Annotated in this window: 22 protein-coding genes; 7 read left to right on the top strand and 15 right to left on the bottom strand. The window is 70.7% G+C overall.

Going from position 1 to position 19,250, the window contains the following annotated elements:
• The first annotated feature begins 40 nt into the window (after window positions 1–40).
• Genes OG738_RS19335 through tsaA form a run of 3 tightly spaced genes read left to right on the top strand, consistent with a single transcriptional unit; the run spans window position 41 to window position 1,712 of the window.
• A complete protein-coding gene (locus OG738_RS19335) occupies window positions 41–880 on the top strand; it encodes an LLM class flavin-dependent oxidoreductase (RefSeq protein ID WP_329055749.1) in 840 nt (279 codons plus the stop codon).
• Window positions 877–1,305: a nucleoside deaminase gene (locus OG738_RS19330; RefSeq protein WP_329055747.1), complete on the top strand. Its 429-nt coding sequence runs from the start codon at window positions 877–879 to the stop codon at window positions 1,303–1,305. The genes OG738_RS19335 and OG738_RS19330 overlap by 4 nt, the downstream gene beginning before the upstream one ends.
• Window positions 1,302–1,712 carry a tRNA (N6-threonylcarbamoyladenosine(37)-N6)-methyltransferase TrmO gene (tsaA, locus tag OG738_RS19325; protein WP_329055746.1) on the top strand — a complete coding sequence of 137 codons (411 nt, stop codon included), beginning with the start codon at window positions 1,302–1,304 and terminating at the stop codon, window positions 1,710–1,712. Before OG738_RS19330 ends, tsaA begins: the two co-directional genes overlap by 4 nt.
• Window positions 1,713–1,853: 141 nt before the next feature.
• Here the strand turns inward: tsaA and OG738_RS19320 are convergent, their stop codons facing one another.
• The 9 genes from OG738_RS19320 to nucS form a co-directional block, all read right to left on the bottom strand.
• Window positions 1,854–3,623, bottom strand: a complete 1,770-nt coding sequence (locus tag OG738_RS19320) for a 3-hydroxyacyl-CoA dehydrogenase family protein (RefSeq protein ID WP_329055745.1) — start codon at window positions 3,621–3,623, stop codon at window positions 1,854–1,856.
• A gap of 119 nt (window positions 3,624–3,742) precedes the next feature.
• Window positions 3,743–4,417, bottom strand: coding sequence for a dihydroxyacetone kinase phosphoryl donor subunit DhaM (gene dhaM / locus OG738_RS19315; protein WP_329055744.1), 675 nt, complete (start codon window positions 4,415–4,417; stop codon window positions 3,743–3,745).
• Window positions 4,414–5,043 carry a dihydroxyacetone kinase subunit DhaL gene (dhaL, locus tag OG738_RS19310; RefSeq protein WP_329055743.1) on the bottom strand — a complete coding sequence of 210 codons (630 nt, stop codon included), beginning with the start codon at window positions 5,041–5,043 and terminating at the stop codon, window positions 4,414–4,416. Before dhaL ends, dhaM begins: the two co-directional genes overlap by 4 nt.
• Window positions 5,043–6,044, bottom strand: coding sequence for a dihydroxyacetone kinase subunit DhaK (gene dhaK, locus OG738_RS19305; RefSeq protein WP_329055742.1), 1,002 nt, complete (start codon window positions 6,042–6,044; stop codon window positions 5,043–5,045). The genes dhaL and dhaK overlap by 1 nt, the downstream gene beginning before the upstream one ends.
• Before the next feature lie 67 nt (window positions 6,045–6,111).
• Window positions 6,112–7,116, bottom strand: coding sequence for a DUF3558 domain-containing protein (locus OG738_RS19300; RefSeq protein WP_329055740.1), 1,005 nt, complete (start codon window positions 7,114–7,116; stop codon window positions 6,112–6,114).
• Window positions 7,117–7,163: 47 nt separating this feature from the next.
• On the bottom strand, window positions 7,164–7,448 hold the full coding sequence (locus OG738_RS19295; RefSeq protein WP_329055739.1) for a hypothetical protein: 285 nt from the start codon (window positions 7,446–7,448) through the stop codon (window positions 7,164–7,166).
• Between the two features lie 9 nt (window positions 7,449–7,457).
• The gene (locus OG738_RS19290; protein WP_329055738.1) at window positions 7,458–9,155 is read right to left on the bottom strand and encodes a sodium:solute symporter family protein; all 1,698 of its coding nucleotides are present in this window, start codon (window positions 9,153–9,155) and stop codon (window positions 7,458–7,460) included.
• 198 nt (window positions 9,156–9,353) lie between these two features.
• Window positions 9,354–10,130, bottom strand: coding sequence for a hypothetical protein (locus OG738_RS19285; protein WP_329055736.1), 777 nt, complete (start codon window positions 10,128–10,130; stop codon window positions 9,354–9,356).
• 452 nt (window positions 10,131–10,582) lie between these two features.
• Window positions 10,583–11,242, bottom strand: coding sequence for an endonuclease NucS (gene nucS, locus OG738_RS19280; RefSeq protein WP_014467679.1), 660 nt, complete (start codon window positions 11,240–11,242; stop codon window positions 10,583–10,585).
• Window positions 11,243–11,279: 37 nt separating this feature from the next.
• On the opposite strand from nucS, the gene OG738_RS19275 reads away from it, so the two are divergent.
• On the top strand, window positions 11,280–11,825 hold the full coding sequence (locus OG738_RS19275) for an NUDIX hydrolase (protein WP_329055733.1): 546 nt from the start codon (window positions 11,280–11,282) through the stop codon (window positions 11,823–11,825).
• Here the strand turns inward: OG738_RS19275 and OG738_RS19270 are convergent.
• The 4 genes from OG738_RS19270 to OG738_RS19255 all read right to left on the bottom strand — a co-directional run bounded on the left by OG738_RS19270 (window position 11,797) and on the right by OG738_RS19255 (window position 14,553).
• Window positions 11,797–12,261 carry a DUF2867 domain-containing protein gene (locus OG738_RS19270; RefSeq protein ID WP_329055732.1) on the bottom strand — a complete coding sequence of 155 codons (465 nt, stop codon included), beginning with the start codon at window positions 12,259–12,261 and terminating at the stop codon, window positions 11,797–11,799. The genes OG738_RS19275 and OG738_RS19270 overlap by 29 nt on opposite strands.
• Complete coding sequence (locus OG738_RS19265; protein ID WP_329055731.1) at window positions 12,258–12,758, bottom strand: TetR/AcrR family transcriptional regulator; 501 nt, start codon at window positions 12,756–12,758, stop codon at window positions 12,258–12,260. Before OG738_RS19265 ends, OG738_RS19270 begins: the two co-directional genes overlap by 4 nt.
• Before the next feature lie 62 nt (window positions 12,759–12,820).
• Entirely contained in the window at window positions 12,821–13,594 is a 774-nt protein-coding gene (locus OG738_RS19260) for an enoyl-CoA hydratase-related protein (RefSeq protein WP_329055730.1), read from the bottom strand.
• A complete protein-coding gene (locus OG738_RS19255; protein WP_329055729.1) occupies window positions 13,591–14,553 on the bottom strand; it encodes a GlxA family transcriptional regulator in 963 nt (320 codons plus the stop codon). The genes OG738_RS19260 and OG738_RS19255 overlap by 4 nt, the downstream gene beginning before the upstream one ends.
• Before the next feature lie 71 nt (window positions 14,554–14,624).
• Here OG738_RS19255 and OG738_RS19250 point away from each other — a divergent pair, with 71 nt between their 5' ends.
• Window positions 14,625–15,167 (top strand): cysteine hydrolase family protein, encoded by a 543-nt coding sequence (locus OG738_RS19250; RefSeq protein WP_329055727.1) that lies wholly within the window; start codon window positions 14,625–14,627, stop codon window positions 15,165–15,167.
• Here OG738_RS19250 and OG738_RS19245 read toward each other — a convergent pair.
• Both OG738_RS19245 and OG738_RS19240 read right to left on the bottom strand, forming a co-directional pair.
• Complete coding sequence (locus OG738_RS19245; protein WP_329055726.1) at window positions 15,160–17,175, bottom strand: protein meaA; 2,016 nt, start codon at window positions 17,173–17,175, stop codon at window positions 15,160–15,162. The two genes, OG738_RS19250 and OG738_RS19245, sit on opposite strands and share 8 nt — an antisense overlap.
• A gap of 92 nt (window positions 17,176–17,267) precedes the next feature.
• A complete protein-coding gene (locus tag OG738_RS19240; protein ID WP_329055724.1) occupies window positions 17,268–17,789 on the bottom strand; it encodes a PH domain-containing protein in 522 nt (173 codons plus the stop codon).
• 169 nt (window positions 17,790–17,958) lie between these two features.
• On the opposite strand from OG738_RS19240, the gene OG738_RS19235 reads away from it, so the two are divergent.
• Complete coding sequence (locus OG738_RS19235; protein ID WP_329055723.1) at window positions 17,959–18,582, top strand: LysE family translocator; 624 nt, start codon at window positions 17,959–17,961, stop codon at window positions 18,580–18,582.
• Window positions 18,582–19,205, top strand: coding sequence for a LysE family translocator (locus OG738_RS19230; protein ID WP_329055722.1), 624 nt, complete (start codon window positions 18,582–18,584; stop codon window positions 19,203–19,205). The genes OG738_RS19235 and OG738_RS19230 overlap by 1 nt, the downstream gene beginning before the upstream one ends.
• Window positions 19,206–19,250: the final 45 nt, after the last annotated feature.

The following is a 19,250-nucleotide window of genomic DNA, read 5'->3' as shown; positions in this document are numbered from 1 at the left end:
TCCCTTCCGATCACGGCTTTGACCTCGATAGCCTTTCCTCGTGAAGATCGGCGTGAACGTCCCCAACTTCGGCCCCGGCACCGACCCGGGCGTCTTGCGAGCTTGGGCGCGGACCGTGGAAGGTCTCGGCTTCGACCTGCTGATGGTGTCCGACCACGTCGCGATCACGCCCGACGTCGCCGGTCAGTACCCGGCGCCGTTCTACGAGTCGTTCACGACGCTGTCGTGGCTCGCCGGCGTCACCGAACGGGTGCGGCTCGGCACCACCGTGCTCGTCGTGCCGTACCGGCATCCCCTGCTGGTGGCCCGGATGGCGGCGAACCTCGACGCCCTCAGCGGCGGGCGGCTGGTGCTCGGCGCGGGCATCGGCTGGGCGAAGCAGGAGTTCGAGGCGCTCGGCGTGCCGTTCGAGCAGCGCGGGAAGCTCACCAGCGAGTACCTGCGGACGATTCGCGCGGCCTGGGCCGACCACGACGACTACCGCGCCGGCGCGATCCCGCTCTGGCTGGGCGGCCACAGCGACGCGGGGCTGCGCCGCGCGGTGGAGTTCGGCGACGCGTGGCACCCGCTGCGGATGACGATGTCCGGATTCCGGGATGGCTTGGCACGCCTGAACACCCTGGCCGGCGAGCGGCCGGTGCCGTCGTTCGCGCCGCGGATCCTCTTGCGGGTGACCGAAACCGCGGTGACCGGGCCGGACCGGCGCGCCGGCGAAGGCACCCTCGGCCAGGTCCTCGACGACCTGGCGCAGCTGCGGGCGATGGGTGCAGAGACCGTCGTGCTCGACCCGTTCGATGCGGACCCCGCCGAGACCCTCCAGCCGGAGGTCGCGTGGCGGGACCTCGCGGCGGTGGCCGCGTCCTGGAAGGAGAACCGGTGAAGAACATCGAAGAAACCCTGCTGCGGCGGGCGATCGAGCTCGCCCGCGAAGCGCGCGAGGACCACGGCAACCCGCCGTTCGGCTCGCTGCTGGCCGACGCCGACGGGAACGTCCTCGCCGAGGACCGCAACACCTCGGTGACCGACAACGACATCACCGCGCACCCGGAGCTGAAGCTCGCCCGCTGGGCGGCGCAGCATCTGGACCCCGAGACCGCCGCGGCAACCACGATGTTCACCAGCACCCAGCCGTGCGGGATGTGCACCGGCGCGATTGAACGGTCCGGGCTCGGCCGCGTCGTCTACGCGCTGTCCACGGAGCAGTTCCTGACGCTGCGCCCGCCGGTCACGTTCGGCGGCCACCAGCTCGACGGCCCGGCGCTCTTCGACGAAGCCCGCGTGCCGGTCGAGGGGTACTACCGGTGACGGGCTACGAGGTGCGCCCGGTGGCGCACATCGAATCGTCCCTGACGGACCGCGCGGCGGCTCCGAGACAGGGCGACGAGGGCGCGCCACCGGCCCGCGTGGTGTTCGCCCCGGAGTACCACCCGGCGGCGGCCGACGTCCGCCCGGGCGACCGCCTGGTCCTGCTGACGTGGCTGCACGAGGCCGACCGCGAGGTCCAGGCGGTCCACCCCCGCGGCGACCCGGACCGCCCCCGCGAAGGCGTGTTCTCGACGCGCTCCCCGGACCGCCCCAACCCGATCGGCCTCCACCCGGTCACGGTGACGGCGGCGGAGAACGGCACGCTCACGGTGACGGGCCTGGAAGCGATCGACGGCACGCCGGTCCTGGACGTGAAGCCGGTCCTGGGCGAGGTGGCCGACCGCTGAGCCGATCGCCGGTGCGAACCACGAGGATTTTCCGGCACCTGGTCCGCGACGCCGGCGCGGCCCTAGTGAGCGTCGAACCCGACGTCGCCGGTCCGACGCACCCGCCCACCGGCGAGGTTGCGGGCGGCAAAGAAAAGCCGATCAGTAGTCCTTGAAGCCCTTCCCGGTCTTCCGGCCCAGCCGCCCGGCCGTCACGAGGTGCTCCAGCAGCGGCGCCGGCGCGAAGCCCTCCTCGCGGAACTCGTTGTACAGCGTCCGCTGGATGGCCAGGGAGACGTCCAGTCCGACCACGTCCAGCAGCTCGAACGGGCCCATCGGCAGGCCGCAGCCCACCTTCATCGCCGTGTCGATGTCGTTCGCCCCCGCGTAGTGGGCTTCCAGCATCTTCACCGCGTCGTTGAGGTACGGGAACAACAGCGCGTTGACGATGAAGCCCGCCCGGTCTCCACAGTGGACCGCGTGCTTGCCCACCGCGGCACACACCGCGCTCGCGGTCGCGACCACGTCCGGGGCGGTGGCGATCGTCGAGACCACCTCCACCAGCTTCATCACCGGGGCCGGGTTGAAGAAGTGGAGGCCGATCACGTCGGACGGCCGGGAGGTCGCCGCCGCGCACTCGATCACCGGCAGCGAGGACGTCGTCGTCGCCAGCACCGCGCCCGGGCGGACGACCTCGTCCAGCGCCGCGAACACCGCCTGCTTCACCGACAGCTCCTCGGCCACCGCCTCGACGACCAGGTCGACGTCGGCCAGCGCCTCGAACTCGGTGACCGGGGTGATCCGCGCCAGGGCCGAAGCAGCGTCCTCTTCGGACAGCTTGCCCTTGACCACGGCCTTGTCGAGCGACTTCTTCACCTTCGCCACCGACGCCTGCGCCTTCTCCAGGCTCCGCGCGCGCAGCACGACGTCGAGGCCGCGTTTCGCGAACACCTCCGCGATGCCGGTGGCCATCGTCCCGGTACCGACCACGCCGACCCGGCCCACCGGCCGCGGCGGCACACCCTCCACAGTGGACGCAGCGGCAACGTCCGAGACGACGTTGGGCGAGTCCGGCGCGTCGTAGGCGTAGAAGCCGCGGCCGGTCTTGCGGCCCAGCTGGCCCGCCGTGATCATCTGCTTGAGCAGCGGCGCCGGCGCGTGCAGCCGGTTGCGGGACTGGTGGTACATCGTGTCGAGGATTTCGTACGCGGTGTCGAGCCCGATCAGGTCGAGCAGCGCGAGCGGCCCCATCGGGTAGCCGCAGCCGAAGCGCATGGCGGCGTCGAGGTCCTCGCGCGTGGCGTAGCGCTGCTCGTACATCCGCACGGCGTGGTTGAGGTAGCCGAACAGCAGCGCGTTCGCGATGAACCCGGCCCGGTCGCCGATCACCACCGGCACCTTGCCGAGCCTCTCGGCGAACGCGACCACTTCGGTGACCACTTCCGGCTCGGTCACGACGGTCTTCACGATCTCGACGAGCTTCTGCACGGGCGCCGGGTTGAAGAAGTGCATGCCGACGACCTTGCCGGGCCGCGTGGTGTGCACGCCGATCTCGGTGATCGACAGCGACGACGTGTTCGACGCGAAGACGACGTCCGGCCGGGTGATCTTGTCCAGCGCGGTGAACACGTCGGCCTTCAGCTCGAGGCTCTCCGGGATCGCCTCGATCACGAGGTCCACTTCGGACAGATCCGGCAACGAAGTGCGGTACCGGATCCGCCCCAGCAGGGCCTCGCGCCCGGCCGGGTCGAGCTTGCCACCGGACAGAGCGCGCTCGGTCGAGTGCTCGATGTGCCCGCGGCCCCGGGCGACGCCGGTCTCGTCGAGCTCGACCGTGACGACGTCGAGCCCGCTGCGCGCGAGCACTTCGGCGATCCCGGCCCCCATCGTGCCCAGGCCGACCACTCCGACCGTCGAGATGTCCCGCGCCATCGAGGCCTCCAGAGATGTTACTCGCTGGTAATTGGCCCCGACTCTGCCACACCGCACCGCCGGAAGCCCAGACGGAATCGAGTCAGTACCGCGCAAGTCACCCGGTCGGCGACCAGGGTTCACTCGCCGAAATTGCCGTCCACCAGCTCTTTCGCCTTGTCCAGCGCGGCGGCGGCCTGCGGGCCGCGCGCCCGCAGGCGGATCCGGTCGCCCTGGCGCGCGCCGAGCGACATGAGCGCCAGCACGCTGTGGCCGTCGGCCTCCTGCTCGCCGAGTCGAATCGTGACCTCCGCGTCGAACGCGCTCAGCGCGCGCACCAGCACCGCGGCCGGGCGCGCGTGCAGCCCGACCTCGTTGTGCAGCACCAGCTCGACCTCGTCTTCGCCGTCGGCGGCAGGTTCGGCGGGCGAGAGGTCCTCGGGCATCCCAGCCGCCGCCGCGGCCTCCGCCACCGCCTTGCGGTCCTTGCCCGCCTGCGCCGCGACCGCCGCCGCGATCGCGCCTTCGACCAGCGGACCGTCCGCGACGACGGCGGCCGAGGGGTCGGCCAGCGACTCGACGGCGAGCTCGGCGGTCATCTGCGCGCTGCCCAGGTCGTACAGCAGCACGACGCCGTCGCCGGAATCGGCGCGCTGGGTGGCGGCGACGACCTCGTCGTAGTCCGTGCCGATCGAGCCGTCGGAGAGGCCACCGGCCGGCCGGATGGTGACGTCCGGTGCCATCTGGGCGGCCAGCTCGGCCAGGCCTTCGGCGAGCTTCGAGCTGTGCGAAACGAGTACGATGCCGACGCTCACCGGGCGGCCTCCGCGAACGCGCGCAGCAGCAGCGCCGACGACCGCGCACCGGGATCCAGGTGCCCCACCGCGCGCTCGCCCAGATAGGACGCGCGGCCCTTGCGCGGCACCAAGTCCACTGTGGACTCCGCGCCGCGGTCGGCCGCGTCGGCCGCCGCGGTCAGCACCGCGGCGACGTCCCCGCCGTCCTCGGCCGCCTTCTCCGCGGCCGACACCGCCGGGATCAGGGCGTCGACCATGGTCGCGTCGCCGCCCACGGCCTTGCCGCGGGCCTGAACGCCTTCGAGCCCGGCGCGCAACGCCTCCAGCAGCGCCGGGACGTCGAGGTCCTCGGCGGTGCCCAGCTTGGCCGAGGCACGCAGGAAAGCCGTGCCGTACAACGGTCCCGCGGCCCCGCCGACCTTCGAGATCAACGTCGTCGCGACGAGCTTCAGTACCGCGCCCGGCGTGTCGGGCACGGCCGCGTCGAGGGCCGCGACGACGGCGGTGAACCCGCGGTTCAGGTTTTCGCCGTGGTCACCGTCGCCGATCGCGCGGTCGAGGTCGATCAGCTCGACCCGGTGCTCGGCGACCACGGCCGCCGCGGCGCGCACGGCCGCCGCGACCCCGTCGGCCTTGCAGGTCATCAGAGCCCCCACCGCAGCGCCGCGGTGTTGACCGGGGCGTCCCAGAGCTCGGTCAGCTCGTCGTCCAGTTTGAGCAACGTCAGACTCATCCCCTGCATCTCGAGGCTGGTGATGTACGGGCCGACCAGCCGGCGTTCGACCACGATCCCACGCTCGGCCAGCAGCCGCTCGGCGATGCCGTGCGCCAGGTACAGCTCGACGAGCGGGGTGCCGCCCATCGAGTTGGTGAACAGCAGCACCCGGTCGCCGGAGGAGAACGGCAGATCCTCCCGAACGGCATCAACCATCCGCGCCACCAGCGCGTCAGCCGGTTCGAGCGGGATCCGCTCGCGGCCGGGCTCGCCGTGGATGCCGATGCCGAACTCGATCTCGCCGTCGCCGAGGTCGAAGCTCGGGGTGCCGGCGTGCGGCACGGTCGGCGCGGTCAGCGCTACGCCGATCGAGCGCACCTGGCCGATCACCTTCTGCGCCAGCGCCGTCACGGCGTCGAGCGAGTCGCCGCGCTCGGCGGCCGCGCCGGTGATCTTCTCCAGCAGCACCGTGCCGCCGACCCCGCGGCGGCCCGCGGTGTACGTCGAGTCCTTGACCGCGACGTCGTCGTCGATCACCACGCTGCGCACCTCGAGGCCCTCGGCGGCGGCCAGCTCGGCGGCCGTCTCGAAGTTCAGCACGTCGCCGGTGTAGTTCTTCACGATGAGCAGGGCGCCCGCCTCACCGGTGGTCGCGGTGACGGCGGCCTGCACGGCGTCCGGCGTCGGCGAAGTGAACACCGCGCCCGGCACGGCGGCGGCGAGCATCCCCCGGCCGACGAACCCGCCGTGCAGCGGCTCGTGCCCGGAGCCGCCACCGGAGATGACGGCGACCTTGCCCGCGACCGGCGCGTCGGCCCGGACCACGACGTCCGGATCGGACTCGACGCGCAGGATGTCCGCGTGCGCGGCGGCGAGGCCCCGCAGCGACTCCGCGACGACGTTCGCCGGATCGTTGATGATCTTCTTCACGGCAGCCTCCGGCACATCGGCGGGTGGGGTGTCCCCTTCCTACCTCTCCGCGCGGCCCGCCGCCAGGTCAGGGCTTCGGGAGCTTCGTGACCACGTTCTTCGCGACGGTGACCGCCTTGCCGCAGGGGTCGTCCTTGTCCGGTTGGGCGGTGTAGCTCCGGTAGTCCACTTGGGCCAGTTCGACGTCGTCGCCCTGCCACGGCCGGTGCTGCCACTCGACCTCGCACTGCGACGAGCTCGCGGTCCCCTTCTTCTGGAGGGCGGTGACCCCGCCGCCGAGGTCCACCTTGGAGTAACCGTCGCCCTCGAGCGGCGGGAGGCCGGGCCGGAACTCGACCGTCACCGTCGGGTCCGTGCCGTTGCTCTGCCACTCGCACGAGTGCAGGCCGGACGGCGCCACCTTCGCCGACGGCACGACCGGCGTCACCGCGGCGGTGTCGGCCATCGTGCACGGGTCGGCGGTCACCAGGGTGCCCGCCGGGGTCGAGTACTTCTCCGGCGAGCCGTGCACCTTCTGCACGATGGCGTCCATCAGTGTCTGCCCGGGGCGGCACGGGTCGCCGGGGTAGGTGACCGAAACCGTCAGGGCCATGTCCGGGTTCAACGCCGTCATCGTCGCGACGGTGCAGCTGGAGTCGTCGGTCTTGTCGACGCGCAGCGGCAGCCCGCCGGCCTGCCCGGTCGTCTTGTCCGCGTGGGGCAGCAGGGTGTTGCCGATCTCGAACTCGAGCCGGATCTCCTTGCCGCCGGGGTCCTTCACCTTGTTGCTGCAGTTGTCGAAGGCGATCGACGACGGCGTCGGGTCCTCCTCGACCGTACCGAGCCCGAGCGCGCCGAGGGCGTCCTTGGTCAGGAACTGGCACGGCTTGATCGTGCGCAGCACGTCGGCCGCCACGGCGGCGTCGGTGATCGGGCCGTCGGTGGCCTGGCCGGTGCCGCTCGCCGCGGGCACCGTCGTCCGCGCGAAGTTGGACTTGCCGAGGTCCTGCCCGCACGCGGTCAGCGGCAGTGCGAGGGCGGTGACCAGCAGGAACAGCTTCGGGAGACGGCGGCGCCGAACGTGGAGGAGCACGCGGTGCACGGTAGCGGGAAACGCGTGCCCCTGTCCGGACAACCCGGCTATTCGGCCGGGGCGGCCGGGGGGTCGGCGCTCTCGGGCGCGGCCGGCACGACGAGCGGCCGGACCAGGGCCCAGACGACGAAGAGCGCGGCGACCACCAGCATGCCGATGCCGGCCCACAGGTTGATGTTGACGCCGGCGGCCTTCGCGATCTCCTCGTCGGAGGTGAAGCCGATGCCCATCACCGTCAGGATGACGCCGTAGACGCCGATCAGCAGGGCGATGATCAGCCGGATGTCGAAGGCGCCGGCCTTGTGCGGGCGCGCGCCGGACTCGGTAGCCATGACGACCTCCTAGAAGATGGCGTTGAGGGCGATGGTCAGGACGAGCACGATGCCCGCGAGCAGGCCCGGCCTGCGGTACCAGCCCGCGTTCTCGCCGGTGACGTCGTGCTGCCGCGTTTCCTTCGGCGTCAGCGAGTAGACGAGCCCGACCAGCTCTTCGTCCGGCTTCGGCTTGGTGGCCAGCGACACCACGACGCTCACCACGATGTCGACGACGAAGGCGACACCCGCGGCGACGAAACTGGTGCCCTGACCGTGCAGGCCGAGAACGCCCTTCTGCGACAGGGCCCAGATCGTGATCGCGGACGCCGTGCCGAGCACCAGTCCGCTCCAGCCGGCGTGCGGCGTCATCCGCTTCCAGAACATGCCGAGGATGAACGTCGCGAACAGCGGCGCGTTGAAGAACGAGAACAGGTCCTGCAGGTAGTTCAGGATGTTGCCGGAGTTCGACGCGATGAACGCGGTGCCGATGGCGAGGATCGTGCCGACCGACGTCACCACGCGCCCGAGGCGCAGGTAGTAGCCGTCCGGCCGGTCCTTCCTGATGTAGGTCTGCCAGATGTCGTACGTGAAGACCGTGTTGAACGAGCTCAGGTTCGCCGCCATGCCGGCCATGAACGACGCGAGCAGGCCGGCGATGGCGATGCCGAGCATGCCGTTGGGCAGCAGGTCGCGCATCAGCAGCAGCAGCGCGTTGTTGAACGTCACGCCGCTGGGCGCCTTGCCGCCGTCGAGCAGGATCTGCTTGTCCTTGACGTACTCGGACACGCTGACCGCGGCGATCATGCCGGGGATGATCACGATGAACGGCACGAGCATCTTCGGGAACGCGCCGATGATCGGCGTGCGGCGCGCGGCGGACATGCTCTTCGACGCCATCGCGCGCTGGACCTCGACGAAGTTCGTCGTCCAGTAACCGAAGGACAGGACGAAGCCGAGGCCGAAGACGATGCCGAGGATCGACAGGAGGTTGTTGCCGAAGCCGGTCAGGTTGTCACCGGGCCACGAGTGCAGTTGCGCGGTACCGCCGGGGCTGTTGGTGACCTTGTCGACCAGGCCCTGCCAGCCGCCGACCTTGACCAGGCCGATGATGGTCAGCGGGACCAGCGCGATGACGATCACGAAGAACTGCAGGACCTCGTTGTAGATCGCCGCGGAGAGACCACCGAGCGCGGTGTAGGAGAGCACGATCGCGGCGGCGACGATGATCGACACCCACAGCGGCCAGCCGAGCAGCAGGTTCACCACGCTGGCCAGCAGGAACAGGTTCGCGCCCGCGATCAGGATCTGAGCGGCGGCGAAGCTGATGCCGTTGACGAGGTGGGCCGGCTTGCCGAAGCGCCGGCGCATGAACTCGGGAACGCTGCGGACCTTGGAGCCGTAGTAGAACGGCATCATCACGATGCCCAGGAACAGCATCGCCGGGATCGCGCCGATCCAGAAGTAGTGGACGGTCGGCAGGCCGTACTGGGCGCCGTTGGCCGACATGCCCATGACCTCGACCGCGCCGAGGTTCGCCGAGATGAACGCCAGGCCGGTGACCCAGGCCGGCAGCGAGCGGCCGGACAGGAAGAAGTCGAGACTGCTCGACACCTGCCGCCGCGCCAGGTACCCGATGCCGAGTACCAGCACGAAGTAAAACGCCAACTCGATGTAGTCGATCGCGCTCGCGTCGAGTCGCAGGTTCGCATCGGCTAGGACGAGCACCCGACCCACCTCCTGCAGTAAGTTTTCAAACCGGACAACAACCCACAGGAATCACCACTGCCCTGTCGGATCCGGACAGTACTGCATGGATTCAGGGTCGGCACGCTGACCTGTCCAAAGTGGAAAGAAGGGCGCGTTTCCCCGGGTTTGACCTGGGGAAACGCGCCCTCTTTCACACGCCGCGGGAGCGGCTGTCGATCACCGATCGGTCGGGACCGCGATCTCGCCTTCTTCGCCGATCAGCTTGGCGAGCACCGCGTCGGGCAGGTAGGTGCGGTGCGGGTAGCCCGGGCCCCACGAGTTGAGCAGCGGCACGGCGCCGAGCTCGTCGGCGCGCGGGTTGGCGAGCACCGAATGCACGTCGTCGACCGATTTGGCCCAGCGGAACGCCTTGATGCCTTCGGCGAGGTCGGGCTTGTACGCCTCGCGCGCGTGCCAGTCGTCGTTGGCGTAGGAGGGGTCCCACACGACGTCGCCGAGCGCCTTGAGCACCTGGGCCGCGGCGCGCACCGACGTGCCGTTGTCGTCGCCGGGGTTGGTCTCGGGCCACCCGTCGCGCTTCTTGGCCGCGTCCCAGAGCCAGCGGGCGGAGTACTCCTTCTGGTTGAAGAGCGACATGCACCGCGACCAGCCGAAGCCGACGCACGCGCCTTCCTTGCCCTGGTCGTAGAACGCGTAATAGGCGTCGGTGTCCGGCGTGCCGCCGGGCTCGAGGCAGACGCAGTGGCCGCCGCGGAGGTGGCCGAGGTTGGCGACGCCGTCCTGGGCGATGAAGTACTCGCCGGAGGTGTCGTCCTTCTTCGGGGTGTCGAACGCGGAGTACCAGTTGACCCCGATCACCACCGGCCGGCGGGTGGGCCGGCTGTCTTCGGGCAGCGCGCTGAGCGGATACCTTTCCACGTGCTCCCAGTCGTCCGGAACGAACCGGCCCAGACGCGGATCGGCCGGATCGGAACCGAGTGGACGATAACGCATGACTTCCTCCTCCGTGCGGGCGAAAACGCGCGCACGCCGGCCGGACGACATGCGCACACCGAGCTTCGAAGGCGGACTGAAACGTTGGCACGACAACGAAAGACGGCCGAGCGCACCACCCTCCGGCCACGCCGGACGCACCGGCGGAACCCCTCAAATCCGAGTGTCCCACGGGTCCGCGCACAGGGATCCCGAACTCACCCGAACAGCGCAGGAAAGCAGGCCGGAAAAGAGCTGGTCACTTCTCGGCCGCCTATCGGGTCAACAATTTCCTTGCGGAGTAATCGAGCGAGGAATCAGATACCGCAATGAGGCATCGATTCGGTCTCGGTGTTTCGGCAACAGCGAACGCGGGCGCGACCGTCGAACTGCCGTGCACCTCGGTCGCTCACCCGACCCCCAGCACCTCGTACTCGCCGCCCTCGTAGTGGACGTAACGCCCGGGAAGCACGTCAGAACAGCCGGAACTCGTCGGACTCGATGCCACGCAGCTCGTCGTAGTCCAGCGTCAGACACCGGATCCCGCGGTCCTCGGCCAGCGTCCGCGCCTGCGGCTTGATGATCTGCGCCGCGAACACGCCCTGGACCGGCGCCAGCAGCGGGTCGCGGTTCAGCAGCTCCAAATACCGCGTCAGCTGCTCGACGCCGTCGATCTCGCCGCGGCGCTTGATCTCCACCGCCACCGACTTGCCGTCGGCGTCGCGGGCCATGATGTCCACCGGGCCGATCGCCGTCGGGAACTCGCGGCGGACCAGGGTGTAGCCGTCGCCCAGGGTCTTGATGTGCTCGGCCAGCAGCTCCTGCAGGTGCGCCTCGACGCCGTCCTTCTGCAGGCCCGGCTCCGCGCCCAGCGCCTGGGAGTAGTCGTGGAAGACCTCCTCGATGGAGATCACCAGCTTCTCGCCCTGCTTGTTCTCGACGATCCAGAGCTTGCCGTCCTCGATCAGCCAGCAGGGCGGGCTCATCCAGTTCAACGGCTTGTACGCGCGGTCGTCGGAGTGGACCGACACCGACCCGTCGGACTTCACGAGCAACAGGCGGGTGGCCATCGGCAGGTGGGCGGTGAGCCGGCCGGCGTAGTCGACCTGGCACCGCGCGATCACGAGACGCACCCGAGGAGGGTAGGACAGGGTCGGTGATACTGGGTGCGTGGACCCCATTCAGCGTGTCGCGTCCCGCGAGGTGTACCGGAACAACTGGATGACCGTGCGGGAGGACGACATCCGCCGCCCGGACGGCTCGGCCGGTGTCTACGGCGTGATCGACAAGCCGGACTACGCGCTCGTCATCGCCCAGGACGGCGACCGGTTCCGGCTGGTCGAGCAGTTCCGCTACCCGCTCGGCGAACGGCGTTGGGAGTTCCCGCAGGGCACGGCGCCCGGCCTGGCCGACGTGCCGCCCGCCGAGCTGGCCGCGCGCGAACTGCGCGAGGAGACGGGCCTGCGCGCCGGCTCGATGACCCCGCTCGGCAAGCTCGACGTCGCCGCCGGCATGAGCAGCCAGCGCGGCTGGGTGTTCCTCGCCACGGACATCACCGAAGGCGAGCCGGAACGCGAGCACGAGGAGCAGGACATGCGCAGCGCGTGGTTCGCGCGTGCCGATCTCGAGAAGATGATCCTGGCCGGGGAGATCACCGACGCGCAGTCGATCGCCGCGTGGGCGCAGCTCATGCTGGTCGAGCGGCACCGGCCTTGAGCATCCCCCGGATCACCAGGTGGTGGAACGGCTTGATGAGCGCGAAGTAGGCCGGGCCGACGCGGTTGTGGAAGTGCACGAGCGTGCCGAGCCGGAAGCCGCGGGGCACGGCTTCGACCGTCAGGTACCCGGTCAGGTGACTGTCGTCCACGCCCGCGACCAGGTAGCGGTCCGGATCACCGGCCCGGACGGTGAAGAACGCGACCCGGTCGCCGGGGGCGAACCCGACGTCTTCGGGTCGTAGCCGGCCGGACCGCGGCACGGACGCGGTGTCCAGCCGCAGCGCCTTGGCGAGCAGGTACCGGACGCCGAACAGGGCCTTCACCCAGGCGGGCGACCAGCCGAAGACGCCCGCGACGAATTCGCGCAGGCTGTTCTCGCTCTCGATCTCCTTGAACTCGACGTAATCCGCGCCGTCGGCAAAAGGTTCGGTCATTTCCGTCTCCCCAGCACGAGTTCCAACGCACTCTTGAGCTGCCGCCCGGACAGCGGCGGGACGACCTGCCCGGCGCCGACGACGATCAGGTACAGCGCCTGCGCGAGGCCGGCATCGCCGCTGATCTCGGTCAGGTAGGCCACCCGGGTGCGGTCGACGCGCTCCTGCACCGCCCGCGCTTCGGCGTCCTGCAGGGCCCACGCCCGGATGGCGATCTCCAGTTCCGGCCCGGGCCCCGGCGCGAGGACGAGCTTCAGCAACGCGCCCAGCCGGTCACCCTCCGCCGCCTCGGCCTGCTCCACGAACCGGGTCGTGCGTTCGGCTTCGAAGTGCTCCAGCAAGGCGGTCCGGTAGCCGCCCATGCCCTTGAAGTGGTGGTAGAAGGAGCCTTTCGACAGGCCGAGCCGCTCGGTCAGCCGCTCGATGGTCACCGACGGCGCGCCCCGCTCCGCCAGCAGCACCAACCCCGCGTCCAGCCAGTCCCGCTTGCTCGCCATGGCCATACCATACCGTATGGTACGGTCGGCGGCCACGACGAACTCGCCGGGCAGCGGCGGGATCAGTCAGGCCAGGAGGGCTTGCGCTTCTCCAGGAACGCCGCCATGCCTTCGCGGGCGCCGGGCAGCTGCGACGCCGAAGCCATGACCTCCAGCGCGATCGCGTAGGCGTCGGTCTCGGGCCGGTCGAGCTGGGCGTACAGCGTGACCTTGCCCATCGACTTGCTGGCCCTGCTGCCGCGCGTCGCCCGCCCCAGCAGCTCGGCGACGGCGTCGTCGAGCTGCTCGTCGGGGACGACGCGGTTGACCAGCCCCCATTCCAAAGCGGTGGGCGCGTCGATGACGTCGCCGGTCAGCGCCAGTTCCATCAGGCGCTTGCGGCCGATCGAGCGCGCCACCGGGACCGCCGGCGTGTGGCAGAACCAGCCGCCCTTGCCGCCGGGCAGCGCGAAGCCGGCCGATTCGGCCGCGATCGCGAGGTCGCACGACGCCACGAGCTGGCACCCCGCGGCGGTCGCCAGGCCGTGCACCCGCGCGATGACCACCTGCGGCACCGACTGCATCGTCTTCATCAGGTCCGTGCACAACGTGAGCAGCTCGCGCACGCCCATCAGGTCGCGCGCGGCGACGTCGCCGAAGTCGTGCCCGGCGGAGAACACGGGCCCGGCGCCGGCCAGCACGATGCCGGTCGCGTCGGACGTCCCCGCCTCGCGGACCGCCGCGAGCAGCTCGGCCAGGTGGTCCGCGGAGAGCGAGTTGCGCCGCGCCGCGCGGTTCATGGTGATCGTGACGGTGTCGCCGTCCCGCTTGACCAGGATGTGTTCGTACTCGGTCATGCCTCGACGGTAACCCTTCGGAATGTGCGCCGATAGCTGTCCGGGCCGACGCCGACTTCGGCGTGCATCCGGCGTCGCAGGTTCGCGGCCGTACCCAGCCCGGACCGCTCGGCCACGCGGTCGACCGGCAACGACGTCGTCTCCAGGAGCTGTTGCGCGAGCCGGACGCGCTGGACGCGCAGCCAGCGCCCCGGCGTGACGCCGGTGGCCGCGGCGAACTCGCGGTGGAACGTTCGCTCGCTCATCCGTGCGTGCCCGACGAGGTCCTCGACGCCGATGCCGTCCCCGAGCCGCGCCAGCGCCCAGTCCATTGTGGACGCCACGCCGGGCTGGGAAGCCGCCGGAGGCAACGGGTTGTCGACGTACTGCCGCTGCCCGCCTTCCCGCGCCGGGGGCATCACCAGCCGCCGCGCGAGGGCGGCGGCGACGTCCGCGCCGTGGTCGCGGCGGACCAGGTACAGGCAGAGGTCGAGGCCGCCGACGACGCCCGCCGAGGTCAGGACGCCGCCGTCGTCGGTGTAGAGCACGTCGCGCTGGAGGTCCGCCCGCGGCGCGACGCGGGTCAGGGCGTCGAAGTCGCGCCAGTGCGTGGTCGCCGGGCGGCCGTCGAGCAGGCCGGCGGCGGCCAGCGTGAACGCGCCGGAGCACAGCCCCGCGACCGTGCGCCCGTCCCGGTGGGCGCGGCGCAACGCGGCGACCGCGGCGGCCGGCACGGGCGCCAGCGGGTCGTCGCGGCCGGGCGCTAGGACGAGGTCGCAGCCGTCGAGCCCGGCGAGCCCGTGCGTGGCCGCGACGTCGCCGAACGGCGAGACGGCCGTGCGCACCCGGCCTGGGCTGCACAGCCGCACGGTGAACGGGCCGATCCCGCTGTCGGTGCGGTCCTGGCCCCAGACCTCGCCGATCACCGCGAGGTCGAACATCCGGGTGCCCGGCAGGAGCAGAACGCCGATGGTGCGCATGGCAGGAAAGTACCGCATCGCGCGTCTTCTGCCACTCCCCTGCGGGCACGAGGCCCGCGAAACTCGACGTCATGACCGAAACGGCACTCATCCTGATCGACGTCCAGCGCGGGTTCGACGACGCGGCCTTCTGGGGCCCGCGCAACAACCCCGGCGCCGAAGCGAACATGAAGGCCCTGCTCGACGCGTGGCAGGAGCGACGGCTCCCGGTGGTCCTCGTGCACCACGACTCCGTCAAGCCGGACTCGCCGCTGCGGCCCGGGCAGCCGGGCAACGACTTCAAGCCCGAACTCGACGGCGCGCGCCCGGACCTGGTGTTCGGGAAGCAGGTCAACTCGGCCTTCATCGGCGACGTCGACCTCGACGCGTGGTTGCGCAAGCGCGGCATCACAAGCTTCGTCCTGGCCGGCATCCAGACGAACTTCTGCTGCGAGACCACCGCGCGGATGGGCGGGAACCTCGGCTACGACGTCACTTTCGCCCTCGACGCGACGTTCACGTTCGACCTCCCGGAGGTGACCGCCGACGAGCTGTACCGCGTCACGGCGGCGAACCTGGCGAACCAGTTCGCCACCGTGAAGTCCACGAAGGACGTCCTGGCCGGGCTCAGCTGAGCCCGTTGCGCTCCCGGACCAGCGAGACGATGCCGTCCATGATCCCGGTCAGCTCGTAGTCCTTGGGCGTGAACACCCGGGCGATGCCGCGTTCGGTCAGCAGCGCGGCGTCGTCCGGCGGGATGATGCCGCCGACGATCACCGGCACGTCCCCGGCGCCGGCGGCGCGCAGGCCGTCGACGACGTTCGGGACGACCTCGAGGTGCGAGCCGGAGAGCACGGACAGCCCGACGACGTGCACGCCCTCCTGCACGGCGGCCGCGACGATCTGCTCGGGCGTCAGCCGGATGCCCTGGTAGACGACCTCGAAGCCGACGTCGCGGGCGCGGACGGCGACCTGCTCGGCGCCGTTGGAGTGGCCGTCGAGCCCCGGCTTGCCGACCAGGATCCGCAGCCGCTCGCCGAGTTCGGCTTCGGTTTCCCGGACTCGGGCGCGAACGCGTTCGATCTCGGGGTCGCCGCTGCCGCCCGGGGCCGCGGAAACCCCGGTGGGTGCCCGGTATTCACCGAACACCTCGCGCAGCGCACCGGCCCATTCGCCGGTGGTCACGCCGGCCCGCGCGCAGTCCACAGTGGACTCGAAGAGGTTTTCCGTGGTCCGCGCGCGTTCCTTCAAGGCCGTCAGGGTTCGTTCGACGGCGTCGTTGTCGCGGTGGGTACGCCATTCTTCGATCGCGGTGACGGCGGCCTTCTCGACGGCGGGGTCGATCGTCTCGATCGCCTTCGCGCCCTCGGCCTGCAACGGCGACGGCTCGGTCGTCTCGAACTTGTTGACGCCGACCAGGATCCGCTCGCCGTTCTCCATCCCGCGGCGGTATTCGGCGAGCGACCCGACGAGCTGCGACTTCATGTAGCCGCTCTCGACGGCGGCGACCGCACCGCCGAGGTCCTGCACGCGGGCGATTTCTGCACGCGCGCCGGTCATGATCTCGTCGACCTTGGCCTGGATGACGTGCGAGCCGTCGAAGATGTCCTCGTACTCCAGCAGGTCCGTCTCGAACGCGAGCACCTGCTGCATCCGCAGCGCCCACTGCTGGTCCCACGGCCGGGGCAGGCCGAGCGCCTCGTTCCAGGCGGGCAGCTGGATCGCGCGGGCGCGGGCGCCGCGGCTGAGCGACACGGCCAGCATCTCCAGCACGATCCGCTGGACGTTGTTCTCCGGCTGGGCTTCGGTGAGCCCGAGCGAGTTGACCTGGACGCCGTAGCGGAGCCGACGCGCCTTGGGATCCGTTACGCCGTAACGATCCCGCGTGAGCTCGTCCCAGAGCGCGGTGAACGCGCGCATCTTGGCCATCTCTTCGACGAACCGGACGCCGGCGTTGACGAAGAACGAGATCCGCGCGACGACCTTGGCCATGTCGGCCGCGTCGACCTGCCCGGAGTCGCGGACGGCGTCGAGCACGGCGATCGCGGTGCACAGCGCGTAGGCGACCTCCTGCGTCGGCGTCGCGCCGGCTTCCTGCAGGTGGTAGCTGCAGATGTTGATCGGGTTCCACTTCGGCACGTGGTGCACGGTCCACGCGATCATGTCGGTGATCAGCCGCAGGCTCGGCCCCGGCGGGAAGATGTAGGTCCCGCGGGACAGGTATTCCTTGATGATGTCGTTCTGCGTGGTGCCGGTGAGCTTCGCGAGCACTTCGTCGACGTCCCGGCCTTCGGCTTCGGCCTGCTCGCGCGCCACGGAGACGTACAGCGCGAGCAGCCACATGGCCGGCGCGTTGATCGTCATCGACGTGTTCGCCTCGGCCAGCGGGATGCCGTCGAAGAGCCGCCGCATGTCGCCGATGTGCGACACCGGCACGCCGACCTTGCCGACCTCGCCGCGCGAAAGCTGGTGGTCCGGGTCGTAGCCGGTCTGGGTGGGCAGGTCGAAGGCGACGGAAAGGCCGGTCTGCCCCTTCGCGAGGTTGCGGCGGTAGAGCTCGTTCGACGCGGCCGCGGAAGAGTGCCCCGCGTAGGTCCGCATCACCCACGGTCGGTCTCGCTCGTGGTCCGTTGGGTACGGCACTGGGCACCTCCGGCGGTGGACGTTTCGTCGAGTGTACCGACCGGTAACTTGGGGTGGCAGTGCAATCGGACACGTCCGGGTGACGGTTGCCCTCAGGCGGCGGAGCTGTCCGGCTCCGGCGGGGCCTGGCGCGACTTCGCCTCGTCGATGGCCTTGGTGAGCAGGTCGCGGACGCGCTTCGGCTCGCCGACGCCGATCAGCGTCACGGTCCCGGGTCCGGCGAACGAGAGGGTGCCGGTGCGCGACGGGCCCGGCTTGAGGACCGGTGCCGACAGCCCGGCCAGCTCGCTGGCGCGCTCCTTCTGCCGGAACAGCCCGGAACGCGCGATGATCCGGCTGTCGGTCACGGCGTACGTCGTGCGCCCGAGCGCGAGGTACCGGACGACGGAACGGCCGACGGCGCCGTACAGCCCGATCACCAGCACCACGACGATCCCGGCCATGGCGCCCCCGCTGGGCTGCTTCACCAGCAGGAACCAGAGCGCGGCGGCGGCGAGGACGAGTCCGGCAGGGGCGATCACCCCGTCCGCGGCGACGTACCACGGGCGCTGGACCGGCTCTCCCGCCCAGAGCACGCGCTCACCGGGTAGAAGCTCGATTTCCCCTGCTGACATGGCCGAACACTACTCTGCCGTGGCCTCTCCCGCCGAGTTCCGCGCGCGCCGCACGTGCTCGTACACCCTCTGTGCGTGATCGATCGCGCGGAGCACGAGATCGGGCTGCCAACTGTGTGACCGAAATCCGCGAGACCGCGCGGGTGTGCGTCGATTAGCGTGGACAGCCGTGACGTGGAGTGCTTACGGGAGTTACCTGGTCATCGTGGTCCTGATCGTGCTCGCACCGGGCCCGGACACGATGGTGATGCTGAAGAACGCGCTCTCCGGCGGGTTCCGCGGCGGGCTGCTCGCCTCGCTGGGCATCTTCACCGGCAACGCCGTCCAGGGCAGCGCCGCGGCGCTCGGGCTCGGCGTCCTCATCGCCCGGTCGCAGCCGGTGTTCCTCGCGCTGAAGTGGGTCGGCGCGGCCTACCTCGGCTTCCTCGGCTTCCAGGCGCTGCGCGGGGCGTTCCGCGGGAACTACGACGTCGTCGAGCAGGTCCAGCGCCGCCGCGGCGGCGGGTTCCGGCGCTTCCGCGAAGGGCTCCTCTCCAACATCACGAACCCGAAGGTGCTGGTGCTGTACCTGTCCGTGCTGCCGCAGTTCCTGACGCCGGCGTCGAGCATCGGGGACTCGCTGGTGCTGGCCTACACCGTCGCGGTGCTCGGCGGGCTGTGGCTGCTGGTGCTGCTGGTGTTCGTGCACCGCGTCCGCGCGTGGCTGGGCCGTCGCCGGGTGCGCCGCACGCTGGACGGCGTCACCGGCACCGCGCTGCTCGGGTTCGGCGCCGCCCTCGCGTGCGAGTCCTGATGACGTGGAGCACCTACCTGGGGTTCGCCGGGATGATGGCGTTCCTGGCGATGATGCCCGGTCCGGACACGATGGTCGTGCTGAAGAACGCCCTGACGGGCGGCGCGCGCGGCGGGGGCTGGGCGTGCGCGGGCATCAGCGTCGCGAACTTCCTCCAGGGCACGGCGGCCGCGCTCGGCCTCGGTGCGGTGATCACGCGCTACCAGCCGCTGTTCGAGACGGTGAAGTGGCTGGGCGCGGCTTACCTGGTTTTCCTGGGGATCCAGGCTTTGCGTGGCGCGTGGCGCGGCGACTACGAAGCGCTCGACGACGTCCGCCGCGCTCGGGCGTCGCGGGGACGCCGGTTCCGTGAAGGGTTCCTGTCGAACATCACCAACCCCAAGGTGATCGTGCTGTACCTGTCGGTGCTGCCGCAGTTCCTCACGCCGTCGTCGACCCTCGGCGACTCGCTCCTGCTGGCGTACACGGTCGCGGCGCTCGGGGTGGTGTGGCAGGTGGTGCTGCTGCTGTTCGTGCACCGGGTCCGCGGCTGGCTGGGCCGCCGCCGGGTGCGCCGTACGCTGGACGGCGTCACCGGCACCGCGCTGCTCGGCTTCGGCGCGGCGTTGGCCCTCGAAGGCTGATCCACCATCCGGAACTCGCGGCAGCTGCCCGTGCCGCCGTCCTAG

This window comes from Amycolatopsis sp. NBC_01488 (assembly GCF_036227105.1).
Taxonomy (GTDB): Bacteria; Actinomycetota; Actinomycetes; order Mycobacteriales; family Pseudonocardiaceae; genus Amycolatopsis.
The sequence above is the reverse complement of the archived record's forward strand: the minus strand, read 5'-3'. Positions and strand labels throughout refer to the sequence as shown.